The sequence below is a fragment of the Streptomyces sp. NPDC017943 genome (assembly GCF_044328425.1).
Classification (GTDB): domain Bacteria; phylum Actinomycetota; class Actinomycetes; order Streptomycetales; family Streptomycetaceae; genus Streptomyces; species Streptomyces djakartensis_A.
This window is the reverse complement of record NZ_JBIRHH010000005.1, coordinates 219,122-243,986: the sequence shown is the minus strand read 5'-3', so window position 1 is coordinate 243,986 and position 24,865 is coordinate 219,122. Positions and strand designations below refer to the sequence as shown.

Genomic DNA, 24,865 nt, shown 5'->3' with positions numbered 1-24,865 from the left:
CATGCCACCTCGCCGACGCTACGACCAGTACTGCTCCGTCGCCCGCGCCCTCGACCTGGTCGGTGACCGCTGGACCCTCCTGATCGTCCGGGAGCTCCTCGCCGGTGCCCGCCGCTACACCGACCTGCACGCGGATCTGCCCGGGGTCAGCACGGACGTACTCGCCTCACGGCTGCGGGACATGGAGCGCGACGGGCTGGTGACCCGGCGCCGGCTGCCCCCGCCCGGTGCCGTCTCCGTGTACGAAGTCACCCCCCGGGGACGGGAGTTGCTGCCGGTGCTGCAGGCGCTCGGCGCCTGGGGCGAGGCGGCGCTGGGGGAGCGTGGACCCACCGACGCGGTGCGCGCGCACTGGTTCGCCCTGCCCCTGCTGCGCCTGCTGGACGGCGAGGGCCTCGTCGAAGTCCACCTGGAGGAGGGCCTGTTCCACCTCTACGCGGGGTCCGCGCAGGGGCCGGTCTGCGGTGACGGGCCCGCCCCCGTGGAACCGGACGCCCGGCTGGTGCTGGACACCGCCACCTGTACGGCGCTGAGCAGGGGGGAGCTGGCCCTGGCCGACGCCGTCCGGGCGGGCCGCGTCGAGGTGGGCGGCGAGGGCGCGCTCGCCAAGGCGCTCCGGGAGCTCTGACCCGACGGAACGGCAGAAGGCCCGCACGGGGCGGGCCTTCTGTTCACACGCAGGGTCGCGGTGTCACGCGCCGGGCGGGACCCGGGAGGGCCGCCCCGTGCCGCGCGTCAGCGCGTATCCGCCGACGCCGGCCAGCGCGGCCAGGACGCCGCCCAGCGCCGTCCACACCCAGCGGTCCGACCACCAGCCGGAGCTCCAGCCGTCGTCGGGTTCGAGGCCGGCCAGCACCGCCGCGTCCTCGCGTTCCTCCTCCGGCGCCGTCGCGATCCCCGGCACCAGCGGCTCGGACAGCGAACCGTCCACCGCCGCGGCGCCGCCGGCGTCGTCCGAGCCCACCCGGACCTCGGCGCCGACCGGCAGGCCGAGGTCGCCGGTGCCGACGGCGACGGCCGTCAGACGCAGGTAGTACGTGCCCGGCAGGGGATCGGCGGCCCACGGCTCGGACCAGGCCCGCACCGTGCGCAGCGCGCAGGCCAGCTCCACCGTGGTGGCGTCCGCGGCGGCGGTGTGCGTCTGCGCCCCGTACCGGCAGGCCTGGCGGCGGCGCAGACCGTCGTAGACGTCGATCTGCCAGGTCTGGGCGGTGTGGGTCTCGGGGAGCTTCACCGTCGCCCGGACCGTCGGTCGCTGCCCGGTGTCGGCCGGGAACGACCAGTACAGGTAGTCACCGGTGGAGCCGCCCGCGGTGGCCCGCTGCCCCTGCTCGATCTCCGTCGCGGTGCGGAACGAGGTACCGGCGCGCGAGGGCGCGCCGGAGCCGTCCGGCGAAGGGCTCGGCGAGGAGTCGGCCGCGGCGGGGGCGGTCGCGAGGCCCGCGGTCAGCAGCGCGGCGATCGTCGCACGCAGCATGCGCATCAGCTCGTCCTCCAGACCGCGACCCGCCAGCGTGACAGCCAGCCCCAGACAAGACCGGCGAGGAAGCCGGCGAGGACGAGGACGCCGAGCAGCCACCAGCCGCGGCCCAGACCGAAGGCGGCCACGTCGCCCGCCGGGTCCGGGGCGTCCACGACGTCCACGGTCAGCTCCAGCGGCAGACCGGGCGTGGTCTTCACACCGGAGGCCGCCGAGAAGGAGTGCGAGACGGCCAGGCAGACCGCTTCGGCCGGAGCGTCCTCCTCGTCGCTCCCCGCCTTCGGGTAGCGCAGCCCCGTCGAGACGGCGTCGGTGCGGCCGTTGCCCGCCGCCTCGCCGCGCACGATCTCACGGCCCTTGGCGGTGACCGCCCGCAGCAGGACGCCGTGGGCCGGGTTCACGGCCCGGTCGGCCGCCACGCTCACCGAGGCGCGCAGCTCCTGACCCGGCCGCACGTCCACCCGGTACCAGCGCTGCTGCCCGAACTCCTCACGGTCGCTGTACAGCCCGGACTTCAGCGCCGGCGCCTGCGCACAGGCGGCGGCACCCTCCGCCGGCACCGGCGTCACCACCGGGTCGGCCGCCCGGTCGACCAACTCGCTCACCTTGTCGGTGAGTTCGTCCTGGTGCTCCACCGAGGTGTACGTGCCGCCCGTCGCCTCCGCGATGCAGCTGAGCTGCCGGCTCAGCTTGGCGGTCGGCACCAGGCCCAGGGTGTCGATGGTCAGGCCGATGCCCTTCGCGGCGATCTCCCGGGCCACCTCGCACGGGTCGAGCGGGGCGCAGGTGTCCTCGCCGTCGCTGATCAGCACGATGCGCTTGGAGCCGTCGCCGCCGTCGAGGTCGTCGGCCGCCTTCAGCAGGGCCGGTCCGATGGGCGTCCAGCCGGTCGGGGTGAGCGTCGCGACGGCCGTCTTCGCCTCGGTGCGGTCCAGCGGGCCCACCGGGTAGAGCTGCGCGGTGTCCTTGCAGCCGGTGCGGCGGTCGTCGCCCGGGTAGTCGGCGCCGAGGGTGCGGATGCCGAGCTCCACCTCCTCGGGCGTCGCGTCGAGCACCTCGTTGAAGGCCTGCTTGGCGGCGGCCATCCGCGACCGGCCGTCGATGTCCCGCGCCCGCATCGAGCCGCTCACGTCGAGGACGAGATCGACCTTGGGGGCGTCCTGGCCCGTGGGTTCGCCGGCGGCCGCCCCGGCCGGGAAGGCGAGCCCGGCCGTGAGCGCGGCGAGCAGGGCGCACAGGCCCGCCGCCAGCCGTTTACTTGTGATCATCGGCGGATCCTATTGATCACCCGGGGCGGGCTCCAAAACGGGCCTCACAGCAAGGGGTTGGGCAGGTCCGCCCACTGGTCCCCGGGGGACCGCGGAGAGAGCCGCATCAGCGTCAGCGCCTTCGCGGGCAGGGGTTCGGTGCGCAGCGCGGCCAGGTCCGCCGTGGGCGGGAGATCGCGCACCGCCGTCTCCAGCGCCGCGGCCAGCGCCCCGCCCGAACCGGCCGTGCCGGCGAGCGCGCCCGCCACGAGCGAGCCGAACAGCTTGCGGCGCAGCGCGCGGTCGTCGTCGGTGACCATGCGCGCGGGCAGGTCGGGCACCTCGATGCCGTGCCGGGTCAGGCGGGCCGGGCTGACGCGGATGTCGGCCAGGTCGCGGTAGACCAGCCGCAGCGGTTCGCCCGAGGCGGAGAGCACCACGAGCAGGTTCTGGCCGTGCGCCTCCAGGGCCACCCCCAGTTCGAGCAGCCGCAGGCCGACGGTGAGGGCGAGACGCGCGAACCCGGCCAGCCACGCGGGGGAGCGGGGCAGGTCGGTGGTGGCGAGGGCGGCCACCGGCAGGACGCGCTCGCCGGGCGCCGCGTACGTCTGCGGCGACTCGCGCAGGACGGCCGCGAAGTCGGGCGAACCGGCCGCCGCGGCGCCCAGCGTGCGCGTGACGTGCAGCAGACCCTCCGTGCGCGCCGCGGGCGCCGCGGCGAAGTCCGACAGCAGCGCGGAGGCGGCCACCGAGGGCAGGGAGATGTCCCGTACGGAGGACGTCAGCCGGGCACTGAGCGAGGTCTTCACATGCGGCCCGCCGGGCAGTGCCAGCGTCCGCAGGGCCATCAGCGGATGCCCGGGGCGCCGCTGGTCGCAGGTCCGCTTCAGCACGTGCGCCGCCTGCCAGGGATGCACCGGCAGCACCAGGTGCTCCCCGTCGCGCAGCTCCTGCGGCCACACGCCCGACACCAGGCACTCGCTCGCCCGCACCGGCACCATCCCCAGCTCCACCACCGGCCGGTGCTCGGGCCCGTACGCGAGCTGCTCGGCCACCGAGAAGCCGGGCCGCGACCGGCACGCCGGGTGGAACGGGTGCCCGTCGACGATCCGCTGCTCCCACTCCCAGTCGTGCTCCGGCCATGCCTCCCGGCCGCCGCTCTGCCCGGCCCGGGACAGGGCCATCGAGGCGACGCCGTGGGCGAGTTCGGCGGCGAAGGAGGCGGAGTGCGGCACGTCCAGAGCCGTCATCAGCCGCGCCGGGTCGTCGTGGTCCGTCCCGTCGAGCCGGACGGCCGTGACGGCGGCGCCGGTCGCGTAGGGGTCCGGGCGGGGCCCGTGCAGCCGGCGCCCGTCCGCCAGGTGCAGGGTCAGCCCGTCCCCGCCGCCCTCCCGGCGCACGGCCCAGGGCAGCGGATCATGGGCCAGCCCGCGCCACAGGCGGGACAGCACGGCCGCCCGGGCACCGGGCAGTTCGGCTTCGTACCGCGGCAGCAGGGAGGGGCGCACGGCGGCCAGCTCCTCGGCTGCCTCGGTCTCGGCGCAGGGGGGACGGTGCACGGGCGGGCTCCTCGGGTACGGATAGGGCGTCACAGCGGGACGGCGACGACCGGCATACTGATCATCTCCGCCCGGAACGCCGGAAGGACCACAGGGACGAGTGGAACGCGTGGACCTCATGCCCCCGCCCGCCGACGACGACTCGGCCCACGGCGACGACCCGGCCACCGCACGCCTCGCCGACGCGTACGCCGCCGTACCGCTGCTGAACTGCCTGCTGCGGGAAGTGGCCCAGCCGGTGCGCGGCGACGGCGACGGCGACGGCGACCACCGGGTGTACCGCCTGCCCGGTGCGGACCGCCTGCTGCGCGTGCGCGGGACGCGTCGGCCCGCCGGCCCCGAGGTGCGCACGCCCGGCGGCTGGCACCGCCTGGACCACGCGGAGCTGGTGGAACTCGTCGCCGACGAACTGCGCCGGCACACCGGACTGTCCCACCCCGAACTGCCCGCCGAGATGCTCGCCAGCCGCGACGCGGTCGCCGCCCTGCTGGCCGCCCGGGCGCGGACCGCCCCGCCCGCGGACCCCTACCGGCGCTCCGAGCAGTCGCTCCTGACCGGCCACACCCACCACCCCGCCCCCAAGGCCCGCGGGGGCGGCCCCGCCGCCGGCTGGCTGCCCTACGCCCCCGAGGCGTACGCGGCCTTCCCGGCCGTCTTGCTGGGTGTGCGCGAGGACCTCGTCGTCGAGGAGGGCGACACCTCGGCGCTCGACGCGCTGGGCACGGCCCCGCCCGGCTACCGGCTGCTGCCGGCCCACCCCTGGCAGCTCGACCTGGCCGCGGGGGAACTCGCCGCCCCCTTCGCGGACGGCCGGCTCGTCCGCCTGGGCACGGCCGCCGAGGACAGCTGGCCCACGGCCGCGATCCGCACGCTGTACTCGCCCGGGCACGACCTGTTCCTCAAGTTCAGCCTGGACGTGCGGATCACCAACGACGTCCGCCGGCTGTGGCGGCACGACCTGCTCGCCCTGCGCCGGACCGACCGGGCCGTGTGCGCCGCGTTCGCGACGTTCGACGGCCCCCCGGCCTGGCTCGGCGACCGCGGGTACCGCACGGCCGGGTTCGCCTTCGAGGCGCTCGCCGTCCTCGTCCGCGACGGATTCGGGGACCGGCTGCGGCCCGGCGCGACCCCGCTGCTCGCCGCCGGCCTCGTCGAGGGATTCCCGGGGAGCCCCCTGGAACGCACCGCCGACCCCGAGGGCTGGTGGACGGCGTACCTGGCGTGCGTGGTCCCGCCGGTCGTGTGGGCGTTCGCCGGGCACGGGGTGGTCCTGGAGGCCCATCTGCAGAACACGCTGGTCGCCGTGGACGCGGCCGGCCTCCCGGTGCAGGCGCTGTACCGGGACGCCGAGGGCGTGAAACGGGTGCCGGACGTGTCGCGCGAGGCGGGCTGGGAGCGGCTGGTGTACTGCCTGGTCGTCAACCACCTCACCGAGGTCGCCGCCGCCCTCGCCGAACGGCACGCCGGGTTCGACCCCTGGCCGGCCGTCCGCCGCGAACTGGCCCGCCACGACCTGCCCGAGGTCGCCGCCCTGCTCGCCTCGCCCACCCTCCCCGCCAAGACCAACCTGCTGCTGCGCTGGACGGACGCGGACGGCGCCGACGCGCGCTACCTGCCGGTGCCCAACCCGCTCGCGGCAGGGACCTGACGCGGACGCAGCAGGGCAACGGCACCCGCCCGTCTCAGGACTCGGCCGGTACGCACAGCACCGGGACGGTGGACAGGTGCAGCAGCTTGTGCGGGGTCGAGCCGAGGAGCGCGCCGCGCACCGGGCTCTCCCCCCAGGTGCCCACCACGATGACCCGTGCGCCGTGCCGGGCCGCGGTGCCGAGCAGCGCCTGGGCGGGCCGCTCGTCGACCAGTTCGACCTCCGTGCGCACCCCGGCCTCCTCGGCCACCCGGACCGCGCGGCCGAGCGCGGTGGTCCCGGCCTCCCGGACGGCGTCGTGGTGGGCGCCGTACTCCTCGCCGGTGACACCGGGGGCCGCGGCCCCGTAGACGATGACCAGCCGTTCGTCGTACGCGGTCGCCACCTCGATCGCGACCTGCAGCGCGCGCCGCGCGCCCGGGGACTCGTCGTAGCCGAGGACCACCGACATGTTCAGGACTCCTTGCCGTCGAGGAGGGCGGGATCGACCACGCCGGGCTGCTCCGACCAGAAGGCGGGGGCCCGCAGCCGCCACACGATCATGAGGATCACGCCGGTCAGCGCGATGCCGATGCCGATGACGAGGGGCGGGCCCAGCCCGAACCACGAGACGCCGCTGTAGGAGTTGGCCGGATCGGCCATGTCCGTCACCGACTCCACCAGCAGCCAGGCCAGCAGTCCCGCGCCGATCAGCGGGCCGAGCCCGATCAGCAGGAAGTCGCGGACACTGCGGGTCAGCTGGCGGCGGTAGTACACCGCGCAGGCCACGCCGGTGAGGGCGTAGTAGAAGGCGATCAGCAGGGACAGGGCGGTCAGGGAGTCGAAGAGGGCGTTCTCGCTGAGGTGGTACAGCACCAGGTACCAGGCGATGGCGATGCCGGCGACCCACCAGGTGCTCACGTCGGGCGTGCGGAACCGCGGGTGGATGCGGCCGAAGTGGGCGGGCAGCGCGTGGCGCCGGGCCATGGACAGACCCGTGCGCGAGGCCGGGATGATCGTCGTCTGGGTGGAGGCGAGCGCGGAGGTGGACACCGCCAGCAGCACCACCCAGTCCCAGCCGCCCATCGCCTCCCCGGCGAGCAGCGCGAAGACGAACTCCTCCTCGCCGGCGTTCTCCGCGAGGTAGGCGGTGCCGGCGTAGCCCACGACGGCGAAGGCGACCGCGACGTAGGTCACCAGCAGCAGTACCGTCGACCAGACGGCCGCCTTGCCCGGCGCGGTCGCCGAGTCCTCGACCTCCTCGGTGAGGTTGACCGCCGACTCCCAGCCCCAGTAGATGAACACCCCCAGCAGCAGGGCGGCGGTGAGGGGCGCACCGCCCGCGCCGAACGGGTTCAGCCACTCGAACTCGGGTCTGATCGCGTCCAGGGTGCCGGTGCCGGCGTACACGCGGTGGAGCGCCACGACGGCGAAGGCGAGCAGGCAGGCGACCTGCGCCAGGATCAGCGCGTTCTGCACCTTCGCCGACACCTCGGTGCCGATCACGCATAGGGCCGTCATCACCACGATCAGCAGCACGGTGAGGACCTGACGGACGACGTCGTTGTCCGCCCAGCCGTCCAGACCGACCGCGAGCAGGAAGAAGGTCACGGCGACGTCCGCCAGCGAGCCGACGACCAGGACGCCGGTCATGGTGATGGCCCAGCCGCCGAGCCAGCCCGCCCACGGCCCCATGGCCCGGGTGACCCACGAGAAGGTCGTGCCGCAGTCCTGGTCGACCTTGTTGAGGTAGTAGAACGCCGAGGCGATCAGCAGCATGGGCACGAACGAGGCGAGCATGACCCCGGGGGCGTAGAGACCCACCAGGGCCACGATCGGCCCGATGACCGCCGCCACCGAGTACGCCGGTGAGGTGGCGTTGAGCCCGATGACCAGTGCGTCGAGGAACCCGATCGCGTCGGGCTTCAGGCTCGCGGACGGCGGCGGGCCGGCGTCCGTGCTGTCCTTGGCCATGCTCCCTCACTCCCGTTGTGCGTGGATCCATACAACAGGGATGTACGGGGCATTTCAGGCATTGTGCGTCGTGTGCCGCCCTATGTCGCCCTCCGGCCGCGGACCAGCAGGTACAGGAAGTACGGCGTCCCGATCACCGCCGTCATCAGCCCGGCCCCGAGCTGGGCGGGGGCGATGACGGTGCGTCCGATCAGGTCGGCCGTCCCGACGAGCGCGGCACCCAGCAGCACGGCGACCGGCACGACGCGCACGTGCCGCCGGCCCACCAGGGCACGGGCCGCGTGCGGCGCCACCAGGCCCACGAAGCCGATGGTGCCGGCCGAGGCCACGGCGGTCGCGGCGAGCAGGACCCCCACCACGAGGAAGCCCAGCCGGGCCCCGGGCAGGGCGAGCCCGAGCAGCCGGGGGGTGTGGTCGTCCAGGGAGACCAGGTCCAGCTCGGTGCGGCGGGCGACCGCCACGGCCAGTCCGAGCACCAGCACCAGGGCGACGGGCACGACGTCCGCCGTGGTCCGCCCGTAGGTCGAACCGGACAGCCAGGTCAGCGCCTTGACGGCGTTGAAGGGGTCGGTGAGCACGATGAGCAGGCTGATCAGGGCCGTGGAGCCGGCCGCCATGCCGATGCCGACCAGGACCAGCCGGTTCTGCCGGTAGCCGCCGCGGGCGGCGAGCCCGAAGACGACGGCGGAGGACAGCGCGGCCCCGCCGAACGCGGCCCCGGCGATGCCCCAGGACCCGACGGACGGCACGGTCGTCACCAGCACGACGGCGCCCAGCGCGGCCCCGCCCGAGACGCCCAGCACGCCCGGCTCCGCCAGCGGATTGCGGGTCACGGCCTGCACCAGGGTGCCGGCGAGGGCGAGCGCGGCGCCCGCGCACAGGGCCGCGAGCACCCGGGGCACCCGCGTGTCCAGGACGAAGGACACGGCCTGACCGGCCCGTCCCTGCGCCCAGTTGGCGACGTCGCCGAGCAGGAGCTTGCTGTCGCCCAGCAGCACGCCGGCCACGGCCACGCCGACGACCGCGGCGGCCAGCACGGTCACCGTGACGGTGAACACCGCCCGGCTGGGGATGCGCAGCCGGTCCGGGGTCTCGGCCCCGGCCGTGTCCCGCAGCCGCAGGGCCGTCACCACCAGGAACACCGCGCCCACCAGGCTGGTGACGATGCCGGTGGGGACGGCGACGGCGGTGTCGGCGGGGATGAGCGCCCGCAGCAGCACGTCCGAGCCGAGCACCAGCGCGGCACCGGCCAGCCCGGCCACCGGCAGGGCCGCCCGGGCGCGCGTGAAGCCCCGGAAGCGGCGGGCGAGCGGACGCACCAGGGCCGGTGCGCACAGGCCGACGTAGCCGAGCGGTCCGGCCAGGGTGACGGCGGCCGCCGACAGCAGGGCCGCGAGGACGACCACCGTGACCCGGGTGGCGGTGACCGGGACGCCCAGTCCGCGCGCCGCGTCGTCCCCGAGGGCGAGGGCGTCGACCCGGCGGGCGACGAGCAGCAGCCCGGCGAGGCCGGCCACGGCGACGGGCAGCATCTGGAGCACGCCGTCGAAGCCGTTCTGGCCGATGCTGCCCTGGTTCCACTGGTAGAGGCCGTCGGTCTCCTGCGGGAACAGCAGGAGCAGCCCCTCGGTGACGGAGTTCAGCCCCAGCGCGAGCGCCGTGCCGGCGAGGACCAGCCGGACGGTGCCCGTGCCCAGGCCGGACAGGGCGAGCACGACGGCCGCCGCCGCCAGGCCGCCCGCGAAGGCGACGCCGGAGGAGGCCAGCAGCGGCAGTGAGACGCCGGAGGCGCCGGCCAGGCCGAGCGCCAGGTACGAACCGGCGTTCACCGCGAGGGTGTCGGGCGAGGCGAGCACGTTGCGGCTGACGGCCTGCAGGACGGCTCCGGCGATGCCGAGGACGACGCCGACCAGGATGCCGGCGGTCATCCGCGGCAGCCGGGAGGCGATGACGACGGAGGCGTCGCCCGCGTCGGCCTGCCCGGTCAGGGCGTTGAACACCTGGGAGGGTCCGACGGCCGCGGTGCCCTGGGTGATGTCGACGACGGCGAGGGCGGCGACCGCGAGGACGAGTCCGGCCGTCACCGCGGCCGCACCGGTCCGGGACGCGGCCGCCGGCGGACGGGTGGCGGGGGGTGCTTCGGTGACGGCCATGACGGGCGTTACTTCTGCAGCGCGTCGACGAGGGCGTCGATGTACGCCTCCATCGACCGGGGACCGCCGAACATCCAGATGCCGTCGGGCAGTCGGTGCACGTCGCCCGCCTTCACGAACGGCAGGGAGGTCCACACGGCGTTCTTCTTCAGCTGGCCGGAGAACGGGTTGCTGGACTTGTCGCCGTCGTTGCCGATGTAGGCGAACTGCACGTCCTTCGGCAGGCCGGTGAGGCCCTCGACGTCGGTGGTGCCGAGGCCGTAGGCCGGGTCGCCCTTGACCTTCCAGGCGTTCTTCAGCCCGAGCCGCTCGTTGACGGAGCCGATCAGGGACGAACTGGTGTAGGGCCGCAGGGAGACCTGGTTGGACGTCACGTAGCCGTCGGCGAAGGCGACGTCGGCGCCGGCCAGGTCGGCGTCGGCGAGGCTCTTCCTGCCCTCGGCGACCTTGGCGTCGAAGCTCTTGCGGGCCGCCTCGGCCCGGTCGGTGGTGCCGGTCGCCTTGGCGATGAGGTCGAGGTTCTCGAACATCTGGCCGATCTGGTCGGAGCCGTCCGCCGACTTGATCTCCAGGACCGGGGCGACCTTGCGCAGCTGCTTCACGGCCGCGTCCGGCAGGTCGGAGCTGGCGACGATGAGGTCGGGGGAGAGCGAGGCGATGGTGTCCATGCTCGGCTCGCCGCGGGTGCCGATGTCCTTCGGCTCGTTCTTCAGCGGGACGGCGGAGTCCCAGATCTTGTAGCCCTTGACGTCGGCGACGCCCACCGGGTCGACGCCGAGCGTGATGAGGCTCTCGACCTCGTTCCACTCGGTGGCGACGACCTTCTTGGCGGGCCCGTCGAGCTTCACCTTCGCGCCCGTGGAGTCCGTGAGGGTGATGGCCTCGGCAGGCTTCTCCTTCGAGCTGTCGGCGGCGGGCTCGGTGGTGCCGCAGGCGGCCAGGGTGAGCGCCGCGGCGGTGGTGGTGGCCGCGGTGAGCAGGAGGCGTCTCATGTGGTGGTGCCGAGCCTTTCGCTTCGGGTGGAACGGGTGTGGTGCCGGCCGATCGGGCGGGTCCGTATCCGGCCGGTGTGGGGGTCGGTGTCGACGTCGATGCGGATGCCGTAGACGGCGGTCAGCCGTTCGGGGGTCAGGACGTCCTCGGGCGGGCCGTCGGCGACGATCCGGCCCGCCTCGAGCAGCGTGACGCGGTCGGCGAGGGCGGCCGCCTGGTCGAGGTCGTGCAGGACGACGCCCACGGCGATCCCGTGGTCGTCGGCCAGGTCGCGGACGAGGTCGAGGAGTTCGACCTGGTAGCGCAGGTCGAGATAGGTCGTGGGCTCGTCCAGCAGCAGCACGCCGGTCTCCTGGGCGAGGCAACTGGCCAGCCAGACGCGCTGCAACTGCCCTCCGGAGAGGTGGTCGGCGCCGCGCTCGGCGAGTTCCCTCACCCCGGTCAGGGCGAGCGCCCGCTCCACGGCGGCCTGCGCGTCGGGGTCCGGACGGCCGAAGCGGCCGCGGTACGGGTAGCGGCCGAACTCCACGAGGTCGCGCACGGTGAGCCCGCTCGGCGTGGGCCGCCCCTGCGTCAGCAGGGCCACGTACCGGGCGAACTCCTTGGCGGACAGGGCGAGTCCGTCCGTGGCGCCGTCGAGCGTCAGCTCCGCCCGGCGGGGCCGCTGCAACCTGGCGATCGTGCGCAGCAGCGTCGACTTCCCGCTGCCGTTGGGGCCCACGAGCACGGTCACCTCGCCGGGCCGCAGCGCGAGCGCCGCGTCGTGCACGACGTCGGTGCCGTCGTAGGACACGGTCACGCCGGTGGCCGACAGTTGATGCCCGCGCAGACGCGGTCCGCCCACGGGTTCTTCACCAGATCTCACAACGCGAAGGTTAGCCTAACCTAATATCGCCTTGCCAAGGGGTAGGGAGCCGCGACTCACCCGGTGGGCCACGACGCCGGGTCCCATACGCCCGAGCGGCGCAGCGACATGGGGCAGTGCAGGAAGATCTCGTCGATCTCCAGGACCAGGGCGAGGGCCGGACGCCCGCCCTCCTGCGCCATGGCGTCGAAGAACGGGGCGTCGGTGAGGATCCGGGCCCGGCCGTTCACGCGCAGCACCTCCTTCGCGCCCGGCACCAGGTACAGCAGTCCGGCGTGCGGATTGCCCAGGATGTTGTGGAAGCTGTCGCCGCGCCGGTTGCCCGCCCGGTCGGGCAGCGCGATGGTGCCCGGGTCGAGGACGTGCGTGAACCCCGGCGCGTCCCCGCGCGGCGAGACGTCGCAGTTGCCCTGCGCGTCGGACGTGGCCAGCAGGCAGAAGGGCGAGCGGGACAGGATGTCCCGGTCCTGGTCGGTGAGCCGGTCGTGCACCTTCTCGATCACCACCGGCCAGGGCTCGCCGAGCAGTCGGCGCAGTTCGCCGGCCGACTCCAGTTCTCTCCAGCCGGTTTCGGCCGGGGCGTGCGGCGTGCGGGCGCCCGTGTCGGTCGTGTGCGGCAAGGCCGGCTCCCGGGGTGTGCGTTGTCGGACGGTCGGTCGCAGCCTAACCGGGTCTGCTTAGGGTGCCCTTACCGGTCTCCCGGTGATCGCCGCCGCGGCCGGCCGCCGGTGTGCGTATGCTCGGGCCCATGCGCTGGAGTGGGCCGTGAAGAGCCAGGTGGACCGTCTGCGAGGTCTCGCAGCATGCTGAGAGAGGTCACCGCCACCCGTTACGTCGAACCTCTGCACTCGGGCGGCTCCGTCCCCGGGGTCGTCGAGGCGGACGACCTGGGCACCTACGTCGTGAAGTTCACCGGCTCCGCGCAGGGCCGCAAGGCACTGGTCGCCGAGATCGTCGTGGGCGAACTGGCCCGTGCCCTCGGGCTGCGGTTCCCGGAACTGGTCCTGGTGCACTTCGACCCGGCGGTCGCCGACGACGAGCCGCACCAGGAGGTGCGGGACCTGCACGCGGCCAGCGCGGGTCTCAACCTCGGCATGGACCACCTGCCCGGCGCCCGTGACCTCACCCCGGAGATCGCCCGGGTCTTCCCCGTCGACCCGCTGGAGGCGGGGCGGATCGTCTGGCTGGACGCCCTGACCGTGAACGTCGACCGCACGGTGCACAGCTCCAACCTGATGGTCTGGCCCACCCTGGGCGTCGCCCGCCCGCGCCTGTGGCTGATCGACCACGGCGCCGCCCTGGTCTTCCACCACCGCTGGGACGCCACGGACCCGGCGAAGGCCTACGACTTCCGGCACCACGCCCTCGGCCACTACGGGCCGGACGTGCGTGCCGCCGACGCCGAACTCGCCCCTCGGGTCACCGAGGAGCTGCTGCGCGGGATCCTCGCGGAGGTGCCGGATCCCTGGCTCGCCGGCGACCCCGTCTTCAGCGGCCCGGACGCGGCCCGCGAGGCGTACGTCCGGTACCTGCGTGCGCGCGTGGAGGCGTCGGCGGCCTGGCTGCCCACCGACTTCCCCAGCCGGGAGGAGCTCGCCGCCGAGGAGGCCCGGCGGGCGCAGCGCAACCAGAGGGAACGCCCCGCGTGGCTCAGGCAGGTGCCCGACCTGCACGGCAAGCCCGCGGCCGAGCAGGATTGGTCGGTGCACCTGGGATGAGCGGCCGTGTCGAGATCGAGTACTGCACGCAGTGCCGGTGGCTGCCGCGCGCGGCGTGGCTGGCCCAGGAACTGCTCACCACCTTCGAGGCCGAGCTGACCGAGCTGGCGCTGAAGCCGGGCACGGGCGGGGTGTTCGTCGTCCGCGTCGGCGACGAGGTGGTCTGGGACCGGCGCGAGCAGGGCTTCCCGGAGCCGACGGCCGTGAAGAAGGCCGTACGCGACCGAGTGGCTCCGGGGAAGACCCTGGGCCACTCGGAGCGGTAGCGGCGGCGCCTCAGCCCTGGAGCTGCTCGTACGCCGGCAGCGTCAGGAAGTCGGCGTAGTCCTCGTCGAGGGAGACCTTCAGCAGCAGGTCGTGCGCCTGCTGCCAGGTGCCCGCCGCGAAGGCCTCCTCGCCGATCTCGGCCCGGATGTTCGCGAGTTCCTCGGCGGCGACCTTGCGGGCCAGCTCGGCGGTGACCTGCTCGCCGTTGTCGAGGACGACCTCCGCGTTGATCCACTGCCAGATCTGGGAGCGGGAGATCTCGGCGGTGGCCGCGTCCTCCATCAGGTTGAAGATGGCGACCGCGCCCATGCCGCGCAGCCAGGCCTCGATGTAACGGATGCCGACCTGCACGGCGTTGACCAGGCCGGCGTAGGTGGGCTTGGCGTCGAGCGAGTCGACGGCGATGAGGTCGGCCGCCTCGACGTGGACGTCCTCGCGGAGCCGGTCCTTCTGGTGCGGCTTGTCGCCGAGGACCTTGTCGAAGGATTCCATGGCGATGGGCACCAGGTCGGGGTGGGCGACCCAGGAGCCGTCGAAGCCGTCCCCGGCCTCGCGGTCCTTGTCGGCGCGGACCTTCTCGAAGGCGACCTTGTTGACCTCGGCGTCCCGGCGGGAGGGGATGAACGCCGCCATGCCGCCGATCGCGTGGGCGCCCCGCTTGTGGCAGGTGCGTACGAGGAGTTCGGTGTAGGCGCGCATGAACGGGGCGGTCATCGTCACCGCGTTGCGGTCGGGCAGGACGAACCGGGCGCCGCCGTCCCGGAAGTTCTTGACGATGGAGAACAGGTAGTCCCAGCGGCCGGCGTTCAGCCCGGAGGCGTGGTCGCGCAGCTCGTAGAGGATCTCCTCCATCTCGTACGCGGCCGTGATCGTCTCGATGAGGACGGTGGCGCGGACGGTGCCGTGGGGGATGCCGCAGTACTCCTGCGCGAAGACGAACACCTCGTTCCAGAGGCGGGCCTCCAGGTGCGACTCCGTCTTGGGGAGGTAGAAGTACGGACCCTTGCCGGGGTCCAGCAGGCGCCGGGCGTTGTGGAAGAAGTACAGGCCGAAGTCGACGAGCGCGCCGGGCACCGCGGTGCCGTCGGCGTCGACGAGGTGACGCTCCGTCAGGTGCCAGCCGCGCGGGCGCATGACGACCGTGGCGAGGTCCTCGTTCGCCTTGAGGGCGTAGGACTTGCCGGACTTCGGGTCGGTGAAGTCGATGTTCCGGGTGTAGGCGTCGATCAGGTTGAGCTGGCCCAGGACGACGTTCTCCCACGTGGGCGCGGAGGCGTCCTCGAAGTCCGCGAGCCACACCTTGGCGCCCGAGTTGAGGGCGTTGATGGTCATCTTGCGGTCCGTGGGGCCGGTGATCTCGACCCGGCGGTCGTTCAGGGCGTCCGGGGCCGGGGCGACCCGCCAGGAGTCGTCGGCGCGGACCGCGGCCGTCTCCGGCAGGAAGTCGAGGGTGGAGGTGCGGGCGATCTCGGCGCGGCGCTCGGCGCGGCGGGCCAGGAGTTCGTCACGCCGGGGGGTGAACCGCCGGTGCAGCTCGGCCACGAAGGCGAGTGCCGCCTCGGTGAGGACCTCCTCCTGCCGGGGCAGGGGCTCGGCGTCGACGATGGCCAGCGGGGACGGCGCTGGAGCGGACATGAACGGTCACTTCCTTCGGCGAGCTGTGACAACGAACCGGCGGGCGGCACCCGGTGCCAGTCCTCCCGGATACGGCGATGGGCGCCCGGAGGGGGGTGGGCGCTTCTGATCAGTGGATACTAGTTTCCTCATGGTGGAAGTTCAATCGTTTGTTGATGTCGAGATTCTCCGGATCGAGCCAAGGTGGCTCCCCGTGCCACCCCGTTCACTCCAGGTGTGCCAGATCGGCCTCGGTGTCGATGTCGAAGGGCCGGGCCACGTCCCCGCATTCGACGAGGCGGACCGCCGCGGCGTGCTCCTTCAGGTAGGCGCGCGCCCCCCGGTCGCCCGTGGCGGTCGCCGCGATGCCGGCCCAGTGCGCCGCGCCGAACAGCACCGGGTGTCCGCGCACCCCCGCGTACGCGGCGGACACCAAGGCGTTCTCGCCGTCGTACGCCCCCAGGACCCGGGCCACCGCCTCGGGCCCGATGCCGGGCTGGTCGACGAGCGCGACCAGGGCGGCCCGCGCCGGGGAGCCGGCCAGGGAGTCCAGCCCGGCGCGCAGGGACGTCCCCATGCCCTGTTCCCACTGCGGGTTGTCCACCAGGACGCATCCGTCCAGTGAGGCCCGGGCGCGCACCTCGTCGGACCGGGCACCCAGGACGACATGGACCGTCGCACAGCCGCCCTCGCGCAGGACGCGCACGGCGTGCTCCACGAGCGGCCGCCCCCGGTGCGGCAGCAGCGCCTTGGGGCGTCCGCCCAGCCGCCGGCCTCCTCCCGCCGCCAGCAGCAGCCCGGCCACCGCGCGCGTCCCGTCCGTCGTCTCACGTGTCGTCATGGCTCCTGCATACCGCACGCCCCGCGCGGGTCACGGGCGATGCGGCGGCCGCGTCGCACGGGGCGGGCGCCCGGGCCGGGAAGTCACGCAGCGGAGCAAGTCGATGACGCAGCGGACTGGCGCCTGGCGGCCCGCGTCGTCTACTGTCGCCCGCACCGAACCGGCGGGATGCCCGAACAGGGGCCGCGGCGGGGGGACTTCGGGCCACCAGGCAGGCGCACGACGAGGTGCGAGGGGGAGGACCGTGTTGCGGAGCGTGGAGCAGGAGCGGCAGGGGCCCGCGGCCGGCGGGCAGGCGGGCGCGCGCGTGACCGAACTGCACGTGACAGAACTGCGCGTGACGGACCCGCGCGTGACGGACCCGCGCGTGACGGAGCTGCGCGCGGCGGTGTCCCGGCTGCGCCGCCGTCTCGCCGCCCATCCGGCCGAGTTCGCGGACCGGGGCACCGCCGAGGAGGAACTGGCGGCCCTGGACGCCATGGCCGCCACCGGCACCCCCGACATCGCCCGCCTGCGGCGCTCCCTGCTCCTGGTCGCGGGCGCGATCGGCTCGGTGAGCGCCCTGTCGTCCGCGCTGGCGGACGTCCGGCGCGCGGTGGACCTCTTCGGCCGGCCGGTGCGCCGGTCCGTGTAGGCGGACCGGCCCGCCGCTACGGGAACGTCCCCCGGTACCCCGCGTGGGCGCCGCGGGGTTCGAACTCCCCGCACAGATGCGTCTCCTGCACGAACTCGGTGAGCTGCGGCCAGAGCGCGAAGATCCCCTGCGGACCCCGCTTGCCGTCGACCCGGCGGTAGCGGTCCTTGGTGTTCCGGAAGCAGGCCAGCCCGGTCATCATCGAGTGGCCCACCGGGTGGTAGTCGGACCAGGCGCACGCGATGCACGCCCGCAGCAGCTGCCCGGGCGGGAGCAGGCGCTGGATGGCGTACAGGGCCGTCTCGAAGTCGCCGTAGTCCTCCCCGCCGTACGCGCGCCCGTCGAGCCGCAGGGTGACCGTCAGGCCCTCCTCGTCCAGGGCGCCCGAGGCCACCGGCTCGCCCAGCCGCAGGGCGCAGTGCAGCACGCCCGTCCGGGGCTCTCGCCCCGCGGCCGCGACCGGGAGCGGCACCTCCCACTCGAGCAGGCAGGAGCACAGGTCGCCGTCGTGGAGGCGGAACATCGCCTCGGGCGGGTCGCCGGCCAGGGCGCCGAGCGTGTCCATCGTCCCGCCCTCGAAGAGCACGCCCCTGATCGTCGTGCGGATCAGCTCCCGGCCGTCGGACTCGAAGGCGAGGTCCTCGCTGCCGTGCCGGTCGGTGTAGCGGCCCGGCCAGGTGTGTAACCCGCTCACGCCGGGTTCTGGCTGGCGAGGGCCTGCGACAGTTCGCCGGCGACCTGCTGGAGCACCGGCACGATCCGGTCCGTCGCCGCCTCGGTGACCCGGCCCGCCGGACCGGAGATGGAGATCGCCGCGGCGGTGGGGGAGTCGGGTACCGGGACGGCCAGGCAGCGCACCCCGATCTCCTGCTCGTTGTCGTCGACCGCGTAGCCCCGGGCGCGCACGTCCTCCAGGGCCGCGAGGAAGCCGTCGGCCGTCGTGATCGTCTTGTCCGTCGCGGCGGGCATGCCCGTGCGGGAGAGCAGGGCGCGCACCTCCTCGGGCGGGAAACCGGCCAGCAGTGCCTTGCCCACGCCCGTGGAGTGCGGCAGCACGCGCCGGCCGACCTCGGTGAACATGCGCATCGAGTGCTTCGAGGGCACCTGCGCCACGTAGACGATCTCGTCGCCGTCCAGCAGCGCCATGTTCGCCGTCTCGCCCGTCTCCTCGACCAGCCGCGCCAGGTACGGCCGCGCCCAGGTGCCCAGCAGCCGGGAGGCCGACTCGCCGAGGCGGATCAGGCGCGGGCCGAGCGCGTAGCGCCGGTTGGGCTGCTGACGTACGTATCCGCAGGCCACCAGGGTGCGCATCAGACGGTGAATGGTCGGCAGGGGCAGTCCGCTGCTGGCGGACAGCTCGCTCAGCCCGACCTCGCCGCCCGCGTCCGCCATCCGTTCGAGCAGGTCGAAGGCGCGCTCCAGGGACTGGACGCCACCGTTGGAGGAGGACCGGGCGGAGTCGGTGGTGCTGGCGCTGGACGTCGGCACGGCGCGTTCCTTTCGGGGCTGGCGGAAGAGCTGAAGCCTACCCGGCGGTCGGTCGACTCCCCGGTTGTGCGGAGCTACGTTCTGCTTCCCGGAAGTGTAATTCCGCCTTGTGGAAACGTCCAGAGGTGGGTCCGAGGCGGGCGTCGTGGCCAGTCTGCCCTTGACGGGGCCGGAGCGGGCGTGAAGACTCCTTCAACAGAAAGTTGAATTCCGGTACGCGGAAGCGTGTGAAACGTAAGGGGTCCGGGTGTCCGACGCTGAACTGGTGCTCCGCTCGACGCGTGTCCTGACGCCCGAGGGGACGCGCCCCGCCTCGGTGGCCGTCGCCGGCGGCACGATCACCGCGGTCCTCCCGTACGACGCGCCCGTGCCGGACGCCGCCCGCCTGGAGGACCTGGGCGACCACGTCCTGCTGCCCGGCCTGGTCGACACCCACGTGCACGTCAACGACCCCGGCCGCACCGAGTGGGAGGGCTTCTGGACCGCCACCCGGGCCGCGGCCGCCGGCGGCATCACCACCCTCGTCGACATGCCCCTCAACTCCCTGCCGCCGACCACCACCGTCGCGCACCTGCGGACCAAGCAGCAGGTTGCCGCCGACAAGGCGCACATCGACGTCGGCTTCTGGGGCGGGGCCCTGCCCGGCAACGTCAAGGACCTGCGCCCGCTGCACGAGGCCGGCGTCTTCGGCTTCAAGGCGTTCCTGTCGCCGTCCGGCGTGGACGAGTTCCCGCACCTGGACCGGGAGGCGCTCTCCCGCTCCATGGCCGAGATCGCCGCCTTCGGCGGACTGCTCATCGTGCACGCCGAGGACCCGCGCCTGCTCGCCACCGCCCCGCAGCAGCCCGGCCCCCGCTACGCGGACTTCCTCGCCTCCCGTCCCCGGGACGCCGAGGACACCGCCATCGCCCAGCTCATCCGCGAGGCCCGGGCCCTCGACGCCCGGGTGCACGTGCTGCACCTGTCCTCCAGCGACGCCCTGCCGATGATCGCCGAGGCGCGCTCCGAGGGCGTGCGCATCACCGTGGAGACCTGCCCCCACTACCTGACCCTCACCGCCGAGGAAGTCCCCGACGGCGCCAGCGAGTTCAAGTGCTGCCCGCCGATCCGCGAGGCCGCCAACCAGGACCTGCTCTGGCAGGCGCTGGCCGACGGCACCATCGACTGCGTCGTCACCGACCACTCCCCGTCCACCGCCGACCTCAAGACCGACGACTTCGCGACGGCCTGGGGCGGCATCTCCGGACTCCAGCTGAGCCTGTCCGCCGTGTGGACCGAGGCACGCAGGCGCGGGCACGGCCTGGAGGACGTCGTGCGCTGGATGTCGGCGCGGACGTCCGCACTGGTCGGACTGGACGGCCGCAAGGGCGCCATCGCGCCCGGCCACGACGCCGACTTCGCCGTCCTCGCCCCCGACGAGACCTTCACCGTCGACCCTGTCGCCCTCCAGCACCGCAACCGCGTCACGGCCTACGCGGGCCGGACCCTGCAGGGCGTCGTGAAGGCCACCTGGCTGCGAGGCCGGAAGATCATGGCGGACGGCGAGTTCACCGAGCCGAAGGGGCAGCTCCTCACCCGGACCGACTGACCTCCCATCCCGGACACCCGAAAGGAAGACCTGATCATCGTGACGGCGATCCCCAGCTTCACCGGCGACGCGAACCCCTACTCCGGCGGCGACCCGTACGCGGACTACCGCACCGCCGACTTCCCCTTCACCTCGTACGCCAACCTCGCCGACCGGCGGCTGGGGGCCGGTGTCATCGCCGCCAACGACGAGTTCTTCGCCCAGCGCGAGAACCTGCTGGTGCCGGAGCGCGCCGTGTTCGACCCCGAGCACTTCGGACACAAGGGCAAGATCATGGACGGCTGGGAGACGCGGCGCCGCCGGGGCGTCTCCGCCGAGCACCCCTGGCCGGCCGACGAGGACCACGACTGGGCCCTGGTCCGGCTCGGCGCCCCGGGCGTGATCCGCGGGATCGTCGTCGACACGGCCCACTTCCGCGGCAACTACCCGCAGGCCGTGTCCGTCGAGGGCACCGCCGTGCCGGGCTCCCCGTCGCCCGCCGAGCTCCTCGGTGACGACGTGAAGTGGACGACCCTCGTCCCGCGCACCCCGGTGGGCGGGCACGCGGCGAACGGTTTCGCCGTCGCCGCCGAGCAGTGCTTCACCCACCTGCGGATCCGGCAGCACCCCGACGGCGGTGTCGCCCGCCTGCGCGTGCACGGCGAGGTCGTGCCGGATCCGGTCTGGCTGGGAGCGCTCGGCACGTTCGACGTCGTCGCCCTGGAGAACGGCGGCCTGGTCGAGGACGCGTCGGACCTCTTCTACTCGCCCGCCTCCCACACCATCCAGCCGGGCCGCTCCCACAAGATGGACGACGGCTGGGAGACCCGCCGCCGCCGCGACCGGGGCCACGACTGGATCCGCTACCGGCTGACGGCCCAGGCGCAGATCCGCGCGCTGGAGATCGACACCGCCTACCTCAAGGGCAACAGCGCCGGCTGGGCGTCGGTCTCGGTCAGGGACGGCGAGGACGGCGACTGGCGGGAGGTGCTGCCCCGCACCCGCCTCCAGCCCGACACGAACCATCGCTTCGTCCTGCCGGAGCCGGTCGTGGGCACGCACGCGCGCCTCGACATCTTCCCGGACGGCGGCATCTCCCGCCTGCGCCTCTTCGGCTCCCTGACCCAGGAGGGCACGAGCCGCCTCGCGGCCCGCCACCAGGAACTCGGCGGCTGACCCGCCCGCCCCGGTGCGGCCGGTCGGCCGACCGCCCGCACCGGCGGCACGCCGGGCTTCCCAGCGTGCCGTCCGTGCCCCGGGCTTTCCGGTCCCCGCGGGGAAGGCGGGGTGGTTCCGGTGGCCCCGACCGGGCGTCCGGGGTGAACGCCGGGTTCCTTGCACGCCGTCGGTGACGCCGGGTTGCAGGACCGTGGGCTTTCCGGTCCTGCTCCCTCGGCGTCACCCGGGGGCCGCCCGGGGCGTAGCCGGGTCGCCGGAAGCGGCGGCCGGGGCGGTCTTCGACGCCGGATGGCGTGGCGCCGCCGGTGAAGCGGCCGGCGGCCGCGCCGGGCCGTCCGGCGGCCGGCCGGAGGCGGTCCCGCCGCAGGGTCGGTGGCCGGTCCCGCCGGTCGGTGCGTCGCCGCACCGCTCCCGGGTGGCAGCCCGGCGGCGGGCCCGGGCCCGCCGAGGAAACTCGCCCCCGGAGGGGCCTCGGCCCGCTACGCCGCGTGGCCGCCGTCCACCGCGAACTCCGCCCCCGTCACATACGTCGCCCCCGCCAGGTACGCCACCGTCGAGGCCACCTCGTCCGCCGTGCCGAACCGGCCCAGCGCGGTCAGCGCCGCCTGGCCGGGTGCGTACGGCCCGTCCGCCGGGTTCATGTCGGTGTCGATCGGGCCGGGGTGCACGACGTTGGCGGTGATGCCGCGAGCGCCCAGCTCCCGGGCCAGTGCCCTGGTCAGGCCGATCAGGGCCGCCTTGCTCATGGCGTAGAGCGTGCCACCCGGCCCCGGCACCCGCTGCGCCATGCAACTGCCGATCGTGACGATCCGCCCGCCCTCCCGCATCCTCGCGGCGGCCGCCTGCGAGGCCAGGAACACCGCGCGCACGTTGACGGCGAGCACGCGGTCGACGTCCGCGAGCGACAGGCTCTCCAGCGGACCGAGCACTCCCACACCCGCGTTGTTCACCAGGATGTCCAGCCGGCCCAGTGCCTCGGCCGCCGCGTCCACCACCTCGACCGCCTCGGCGGCGTCCGCCGCGTCCGCGCGCAGTGCCACCGCCCGGCGGCCCAGCGCCTCCACCTCCCGTACGACGGCCCGGGCCGCCTCCTCGCCGCCGACGTACCCGACGGCCACGTCCGCACCCTCCCGCGCCAGTCGCAGGGCCGTCGCCGCGCCGATGCCACGGCTCCCGCCGGTCACGAGAGCCACCTTGCCGTCCAGAGTTCCTCGAGCTGTCATGCCCCCATTCCAGCGGCCGGCCGGCCCGGGCACCGGCGGGCAACGGACGCCGAACTCCGGCCGCCTCACGGCCCAGCGACGAGTTGCGCATGCCGGCGCGGTCTGCACCCATGGCAACCAGGCCCCACGACCCACCCGAAGGGAAGGCACCCGCCATGGGCAAGCTCGTCTCCACCCTCTTCGTCACGCTCGACGGCGTCTACCAGGCCCCCGGCGGCCCCCGGGAGGACACCCGCGGGGGCTTCACCCACGGCGGCTGGAGCTTCCCCTACGCCGAGGAGGACTTCGGCCGGTTCGTCAACGAGGTCTTCGCCCGCCCGGCCGCCTTCCTGCTGGGCCGGCGGACGTACGACATCTTCGCCTCCTACTGGCCGAAGGTGACCGACCCCGGCGACCCCGTCGCCTCCAAGCTCAACGGGCTGCCCAAGTACGTCCCCTCCTCGACCCTGGACGACCCGGCGTGGGCGGGCACCACCGTGCTCCGCGGCGATCTCGCCGGGGAGGTCACCGCGCTCAAGGGAGGCACCGACGGCGAGATCCAGGTGCACGGCAGCGGAGCCCTGGTCCGGTCCCTGCTCGCGCTGGACCTGCTCGACACCCTCCATCTGCTGACCTTCCCGGTCGTGCTCGGCTCCGGGTTCCGGCTGTTCCCGGAGGGCGCCGTGCCGACGGCGTTCGAGCACACCGGCGGCAGCGTCACCGGGGCCGGGGTCTCGATCCAGACGTACGACCTGAAGGGACGCCCGGAGTACGGCGAGTTCGGCCTGCCGGAGGACGCGTGAACTCCTCGGGAACGCACGGGGCTTCACAGGAAATTCGCCTGGCTTGTCATTGACATGCCACTCTCTACGCGCGTCATCATGAGCGCCATGAACTTCCCCCCACACGCCTCGCGGCTCGGCGCAGCAGCCGCCCTCCTGACCGCCCTCGTCATCGGCACGACCGTCTCCACCGGCACGGCCGGCGCCACCCCCACCGCCGTCGGCGACATCTGCTACAGCGCCCTGCCCTCGCAGGCGCACGACACGCTCGACCTGATCGAGCAGGGCGGCCCGTACCCGTTCGAGCAGGACGGCACCGTCTTCCAGAACCGGGAGGGCATCCTGCCCGGCCAGTCGTCTGGCTACTACCACGAGTACACCGTCATCACCCCCGGCTCCGACACCCGCGGCGCACGCCGCATCGTCACCGGTGAGCGGAGCCAGGAGGACTACTACACGGCCGACCACTACGAGTCGTTCGACCTCGTCGACCACGGCTGCTGAACCGGGCCCGCCCGGGCCGCCCCGGCCGGAGGTCCGTCGCCGTTCTCAGACGGACTTCCGGCTCCCGGCGCCCCCTTCCGGTCGGTGCATGCGTGGTCCCCGACGTCCCGCTCCCGCCGCTCACGCCCCGCCGGCGATCTCGGTGAGGCGGACCGGCCGGCGCTCGCGCCGGGACAGCTCGCACGCCTCGGCGACGCGCAGCGCCTGCAGGGCCTCGCGTCCGTCGCACGGGTTGGCCCGCTCGCCCCGCACCACGTCGACGAACGCGTTCAGCTCCGCCTCGTAGGCGGGGCCGAACCGCTCCAGGAAGCCCGCCCAGGGCTTGTCCGCGGCCGGCGGCCCGGTCGGCTCGGTCGACGCGATCGGTGTGCGGTCGTCCAGGCCGACCACGATCTGGTCCCGCTCACCGGCGAGTTCCATGCGCACGTCGTACCCGGCCCCGTTCAGCCGGGTCGCGGTGACCGTGGCCAGCGTGCCGTCGTTCAGCGTGAGCAGGGCGGCGCCGGTGTCCACGTCACCGGCCTCCCGGAACATCGCCGGCCCCGCGTCCGACCCGGCCGCGTACACGTCCACGACCTCCCGGCCGGTGACCCAGCGCAGTACGTCGAAGTCGTGGATCAGGGTGTCCCGGTACAGCCCGCCCGACAGCGGCAGCCAGGCCGCCGCCGGCGGCTGCTCGTCGCTGGTCAGCGCCCGCACGGTGTGCAGCCGCCCCAGCCGACCCGAGCGTACGGCCTCGCGCGCCCCCGTGTACCCGGCGTCGAAGCGGCGCTGGAAACCCATCTGCAGCACCGTCCCGGCCGCCTCCACCTCGGCGATCGCGCTCAGGGACCCCGGCAGGTCCAGCGCTATCGGCTTCTCGCAGAACACCGGCAGCCCCGAGCGCGCCGCACGGCCGATCAGTTCGGCGTGCGCGGACGTGGCCGTCGTGATCACCACGGCGTCGACCCCCCAGCGGAAGATCTCCTCCACCCCGGGGGCCGCCGTCTCGCCCAGCCGGTGCGCCAGTTCCTGGGCCCGGGCGGGATCCGCGTCCGTGAGGATCAGGGAGCCCACGTCGCGATTCCTGCTCAGGGTCTTCGCGTGGATGGTGCCGATGCGGCCCGTACCGATGACGCCGATGCGCATGGGAACAAAGTGCGGCCACCGGCCGCCCCTGTCAATCCGTATG

The 24,865-nt window shown here is 74.0% G+C and carries 24 protein-coding genes; 9 read left to right on the top strand and 15 right to left on the bottom strand.

Going from position 1 to position 24,865, the window contains the following annotated elements; all coding sequences use genetic code 11:
• Nucleotide 1 precedes the first annotated feature (1 nt).
• Entirely contained in the window at nucleotides 2-628 is a 627-nt protein-coding gene (locus ACH4C6_RS18090; protein WP_398109557.1) for a winged helix-turn-helix transcriptional regulator, read from the top strand.
• 63 nt (nucleotides 629-691) lie between these two features.
• Here the strand turns inward: ACH4C6_RS18090 and ACH4C6_RS18085 are convergent, their stop codons facing one another.
• From ACH4C6_RS18085 to ACH4C6_RS18075, 3 genes are read right to left on the bottom strand one after another with little or no spacing between them, the layout of a single operon-like run.
• On the bottom strand, nucleotides 692-1,483 hold the full coding sequence (locus tag ACH4C6_RS18085; protein WP_398109556.1) for a hypothetical protein: 792 nt from the start codon (nucleotides 1,481-1,483) through the stop codon (nucleotides 692-694).
• Nucleotides 1,483-2,748, bottom strand: coding sequence for a VWA domain-containing protein (locus ACH4C6_RS18080; RefSeq protein WP_398109555.1), 1,266 nt, complete (start codon nucleotides 2,746-2,748; stop codon nucleotides 1,483-1,485). The genes ACH4C6_RS18085 and ACH4C6_RS18080 overlap by 1 nt, the downstream gene beginning before the upstream one ends.
• A 44-nt stretch (nucleotides 2,749-2,792) precedes the next feature.
• On the bottom strand, nucleotides 2,793-4,286 hold the full coding sequence (locus ACH4C6_RS18075; RefSeq protein WP_398109554.1) for an IucA/IucC family protein: 1,494 nt from the start codon (nucleotides 4,284-4,286) through the stop codon (nucleotides 2,793-2,795).
• A 100-nt stretch (nucleotides 4,287-4,386) separates the two neighbouring features.
• On the opposite strand from ACH4C6_RS18075, the gene ACH4C6_RS18070 reads away from it, so the two are divergent.
• Nucleotides 4,387-5,934: an IucA/IucC family protein gene (locus ACH4C6_RS18070; protein WP_398109553.1), complete on the top strand. Its 1,548-nt coding sequence runs from the start codon at nucleotides 4,387-4,389 to the stop codon at nucleotides 5,932-5,934.
• Nucleotides 5,935-5,968: 34 nt separating this feature from the next.
• Here the strand turns inward: ACH4C6_RS18070 and ACH4C6_RS18065 are convergent, their stop codons facing one another.
• The 6 genes from ACH4C6_RS18065 to ACH4C6_RS18040 all read right to left on the bottom strand — a co-directional run bounded on the left by ACH4C6_RS18065 (nucleotide 5,969) and on the right by ACH4C6_RS18040 (nucleotide 12,518).
• Entirely contained in the window at nucleotides 5,969-6,385 is a 417-nt protein-coding gene (locus ACH4C6_RS18065) for a universal stress protein (RefSeq protein WP_398109552.1), read from the bottom strand.
• Between the two features lie 2 nt (nucleotides 6,386-6,387).
• Nucleotides 6,388-7,887 carry an APC family permease gene (locus ACH4C6_RS18060; RefSeq protein ID WP_398109551.1) on the bottom strand — a complete coding sequence of 500 codons (1,500 nt, stop codon included), beginning with the start codon at nucleotides 7,885-7,887 and terminating at the stop codon, nucleotides 6,388-6,390.
• 80 nt (nucleotides 7,888-7,967) lie between these two features.
• On the bottom strand, nucleotides 7,968-10,040 hold the full coding sequence (locus ACH4C6_RS18055) for an iron ABC transporter permease (protein ID WP_398109550.1): 2,073 nt from the start codon (nucleotides 10,038-10,040) through the stop codon (nucleotides 7,968-7,970).
• 8 nt (nucleotides 10,041-10,048) lie between these two features.
• Nucleotides 10,049-11,032, bottom strand: coding sequence for an ABC transporter substrate-binding protein (locus ACH4C6_RS18050; RefSeq protein ID WP_398109549.1), 984 nt, complete (start codon nucleotides 11,030-11,032; stop codon nucleotides 10,049-10,051).
• A complete protein-coding gene (locus ACH4C6_RS18045; RefSeq protein ID WP_398109548.1) occupies nucleotides 11,029-11,898 on the bottom strand; it encodes an ABC transporter ATP-binding protein in 870 nt (289 codons plus the stop codon). The genes ACH4C6_RS18050 and ACH4C6_RS18045 overlap by 4 nt, the downstream gene beginning before the upstream one ends.
• 56 nt (nucleotides 11,899-11,954) lie before the next feature.
• Complete coding sequence (locus ACH4C6_RS18040; protein ID WP_398109547.1) at nucleotides 11,955-12,518, bottom strand: MSMEG_1061 family FMN-dependent PPOX-type flavoprotein; 564 nt, start codon at nucleotides 12,516-12,518, stop codon at nucleotides 11,955-11,957.
• 183 nt (nucleotides 12,519-12,701) lie between these two features.
• Here ACH4C6_RS18040 and ACH4C6_RS18035 point away from each other — a divergent pair, with 183 nt between their 5' ends.
• Both ACH4C6_RS18035 and ACH4C6_RS18030 read left to right on the top strand, forming a co-directional pair.
• Nucleotides 12,702-13,616 carry a HipA family kinase gene (locus ACH4C6_RS18035; protein ID WP_398109546.1) on the top strand — a complete coding sequence of 305 codons (915 nt, stop codon included), beginning with the start codon at nucleotides 12,702-12,704 and terminating at the stop codon, nucleotides 13,614-13,616.
• Nucleotides 13,613-13,882, top strand: a complete 270-nt coding sequence (locus ACH4C6_RS18030) for a SelT/SelW/SelH family protein (RefSeq protein WP_030242193.1) — start codon at nucleotides 13,613-13,615, stop codon at nucleotides 13,880-13,882. Before ACH4C6_RS18035 ends, ACH4C6_RS18030 begins: the two co-directional genes overlap by 4 nt.
• 10 nt (nucleotides 13,883-13,892) lie before the next feature.
• Here ACH4C6_RS18030 and aceB read toward each other — a convergent pair whose 3' ends face one another.
• Both aceB and ACH4C6_RS18020 read right to left on the bottom strand, forming a co-directional pair.
• The gene (gene aceB, locus ACH4C6_RS18025) at nucleotides 13,893-15,518 is read right to left on the bottom strand and encodes a malate synthase A (protein WP_398109545.1); all 1,626 of its coding nucleotides are present in this window, start codon (nucleotides 15,516-15,518) and stop codon (nucleotides 13,893-13,895) included.
• A gap of 205 nt (nucleotides 15,519-15,723) precedes the next feature.
• Nucleotides 15,724-16,338, bottom strand: coding sequence for an NTP transferase domain-containing protein (locus tag ACH4C6_RS18020; RefSeq protein ID WP_398109544.1), 615 nt, complete (start codon nucleotides 16,336-16,338; stop codon nucleotides 15,724-15,726).
• Nucleotides 16,339-16,675: 337 nt separating this feature from the next.
• On the opposite strand from ACH4C6_RS18020, the gene ACH4C6_RS18015 reads away from it, so the two are divergent.
• Nucleotides 16,676-16,972: a DUF5955 family protein gene (locus ACH4C6_RS18015; RefSeq protein ID WP_398109926.1), complete on the top strand. Its 297-nt coding sequence runs from the start codon at nucleotides 16,676-16,678 to the stop codon at nucleotides 16,970-16,972.
• A 16-nt stretch (nucleotides 16,973-16,988) separates the two neighbouring features.
• On the opposite strand, the gene ACH4C6_RS18010 is transcribed toward ACH4C6_RS18015, so the two are convergent.
• Together ACH4C6_RS18010 and ACH4C6_RS18005 are read right to left on the bottom strand one after the other, a co-directional pair.
• Nucleotides 16,989-17,666 (bottom strand): DUF6304 family protein, encoded by a 678-nt coding sequence (locus ACH4C6_RS18010; protein WP_398109543.1) that lies wholly within the window; start codon nucleotides 17,664-17,666, stop codon nucleotides 16,989-16,991.
• Nucleotides 17,663-18,460, bottom strand: a complete 798-nt coding sequence (locus ACH4C6_RS18005) for an IclR family transcriptional regulator (RefSeq protein ID WP_398109542.1) — start codon at nucleotides 18,458-18,460, stop codon at nucleotides 17,663-17,665. Before ACH4C6_RS18005 ends, ACH4C6_RS18010 begins: the two co-directional genes overlap by 4 nt.
• Before the next feature lie 247 nt (nucleotides 18,461-18,707).
• On the opposite strand from ACH4C6_RS18005, the gene allB reads away from it, so the two are divergent.
• Nucleotides 18,708-20,048 (top strand): allantoinase AllB, encoded by a 1,341-nt coding sequence (gene allB, locus ACH4C6_RS18000; RefSeq protein ID WP_398109541.1) that lies wholly within the window; start codon nucleotides 18,708-18,710, stop codon nucleotides 20,046-20,048.
• 39 nt (nucleotides 20,049-20,087) lie between these two features.
• The gene (gene alc, locus ACH4C6_RS17995; RefSeq protein ID WP_398109540.1) at nucleotides 20,088-21,203 is read left to right on the top strand and encodes an allantoicase; all 1,116 of its coding nucleotides are present in this window, start codon (nucleotides 20,088-20,090) and stop codon (nucleotides 21,201-21,203) included.
• Between the two features lie 482 nt (nucleotides 21,204-21,685).
• Here alc and ACH4C6_RS17990 read toward each other — a convergent pair whose 3' ends face one another.
• Complete coding sequence (locus ACH4C6_RS17990; RefSeq protein ID WP_398109539.1) at nucleotides 21,686-22,429, bottom strand: SDR family oxidoreductase; 744 nt, start codon at nucleotides 22,427-22,429, stop codon at nucleotides 21,686-21,688.
• Nucleotides 22,430-22,584: 155 nt separating this feature from the next.
• Between ACH4C6_RS17990 and ACH4C6_RS17985 the strand changes: the two genes are divergently transcribed.
• Together ACH4C6_RS17985 and ACH4C6_RS17980 are read left to right on the top strand one after the other, a co-directional pair.
• The gene (locus tag ACH4C6_RS17985) at nucleotides 22,585-23,211 is read left to right on the top strand and encodes a dihydrofolate reductase family protein (RefSeq protein ID WP_398109538.1); all 627 of its coding nucleotides are present in this window, start codon (nucleotides 22,585-22,587) and stop codon (nucleotides 23,209-23,211) included.
• Between the two features lie 87 nt (nucleotides 23,212-23,298).
• Nucleotides 23,299-23,694: a ribonuclease domain-containing protein gene (locus tag ACH4C6_RS17980; protein WP_398109537.1), complete on the top strand. Its 396-nt coding sequence runs from the start codon at nucleotides 23,299-23,301 to the stop codon at nucleotides 23,692-23,694.
• 120 nt (nucleotides 23,695-23,814) lie between these two features.
• Here the strand turns inward: ACH4C6_RS17980 and ACH4C6_RS17975 are convergent, their stop codons facing one another.
• A complete protein-coding gene (locus ACH4C6_RS17975) occupies nucleotides 23,815-24,822 on the bottom strand; it encodes a Gfo/Idh/MocA family oxidoreductase (protein WP_398109536.1) in 1,008 nt (335 codons plus the stop codon).
• Between the last annotated feature and the right edge of the window lie 43 nt (nucleotides 24,823-24,865).